This window comes from Sphingobacterium haloxyli, from assembly GCF_002980525.1.
GTDB classification, from domain to species: domain Bacteria; phylum Bacteroidota; class Bacteroidia; order Sphingobacteriales; family Sphingobacteriaceae; genus Sphingobacterium; species Sphingobacterium haloxyli.
Window position 1 is genome coordinate 1 of sequence record NZ_PVBQ01000042.1, and the last position, 1617, is coordinate 1617.

General features: G+C 54.7%; 1 rRNA gene. It reads left to right on the forward strand.

The window, feature by feature from the left end:
- Positions 1–66: 66 nt before the first annotated feature.
- Positions 67–1617: ribosomal RNA gene (locus tag C5745_RS19840) — 23S ribosomal RNA — on the forward strand; the annotation flags it as partial.

Here is a 1617-nt window from a genome sequence, read left to right on the forward strand (position 1 = left end):
CATCTTCGGTTAATACCGCAGGTGGACGGAGGCAGTCCGTTGCCGAGCAAAAGGGGCAGCGGACGGAAGAAAGTAAATAAGGGCACACGGGGGATGCCTAGGCTCCCAGAGGCGAAGAAGGACGCGACAAGCTGCGATAAGCCGCGGGGATCGGCACATACGAATCGATCCGCGGATTTCCGAATGGGGCAACCCGGCATGCTGAAGGCATGTCATTCCTTACCTTTTGGTAAGGGAGGCGAACGCGCTGAACTGAAACATCTAAGTAGGCGCAGGAGAAGAAAACAAGAGTGATTCCGCAAGTAGTGGCGAGCGAACGCGGAACAGCCCAAACCCGACATGTTACGGCATGTGGGGGGTTGTAGGACCGAGCTATTGCACGATACGATGAACCGGAAGCAGGTGGGAAACTGCGCGGTATGGGTGAGAGCCCCGTACGGGTAAAGACTATCGGCATATCGGTATCCTGAGTAGGGCGGGACCGGAGAAATCCTGCCTGAATCGGGCGGCACCATCCGCCAAGGCTAAATACTCCTGGGAGACCGATAGTGGACCAGTACCGTGAGGGAAAGGTGAAAAGGACCCCGAACAGGGGAGTGAAAAGAACCTGAAACCGTGTGCTTACAATCGGTCGGAGCGGATTTTTTCCGTGACGGCGTGCCTTTTGCATAATGAGCCTACGAGTTGCTCCTGTCCGGCAAGGTTAACCCGTTCAGCGGGGGAGCCGGAGCGAAAGCGAGTCCTAACAGGGCGTAGAGTCGGGCGGGGCAGACGCGAAACCTAGTGATCTACCCTTGGGCAGGTTGAAGTTGCGGTAACACGCAATGGAGGACCGAACCGATAAACGTTGAAAAGTTTCCGGATGACCTGAGGGTAGGGGTGAAAGGCCAATCAAACTGGGAAATAGCTCGTACTCCCCGAAATGTTTTTAGGAACAGCGTCGGGATAAAGTTTAACGGAGGTAGAGCTACCGATTGGGTGCGGGGGAGTCAAATCCTACCAAATCCAGACGAACTCCGAATGCCGTTAAATATGTCCGGCAGTGAGGCTTTGGGTGCTAAGGTCCAAGGCCGAGAGGGAAAGAACCCAGACCATCAGCTAAGGTCCCCAAATCCGTTCTAAGTTGATCTAACGAGGTCCGGCTGCCCAGACAGCTAGGATGTTGGCTTGGAAGCAGCCATTCATTTAAAGAGTGCGTAACAGCTCACTAGTCGAGCGGCCGGGCGTGGATAATAAACGGGCATCAAGAACGGTACCGAAGCTATGGACTGGTAGAATTATCTACCATTGGTAGGGGAGCATTCCATGCGGGGCGAATCGTCAGGGTGACCTGGCGTGGACTGTATGGAAAAGCAAATGTAGGCATGAGTAACGATAAGGCGGGTGGGAAACCCGCCCACCGAAAGACCAAGGTTTCCTGATCAACGCTAATCGGATCAGGGTCAGTCGGGACCTAAGGCCCACCCGAAGGGGGATGGCCGATGGACAACCGGTTAATATTCCGGTACCCTTTTATACTGCGATGCGGTGACGTAGAGGTGATACTGCCGCGCACTGACGGAATAGTGCGTTGAAGGGGGTAGGTATAGGAAGTGCAGGCAAATCCGCACATCCTGC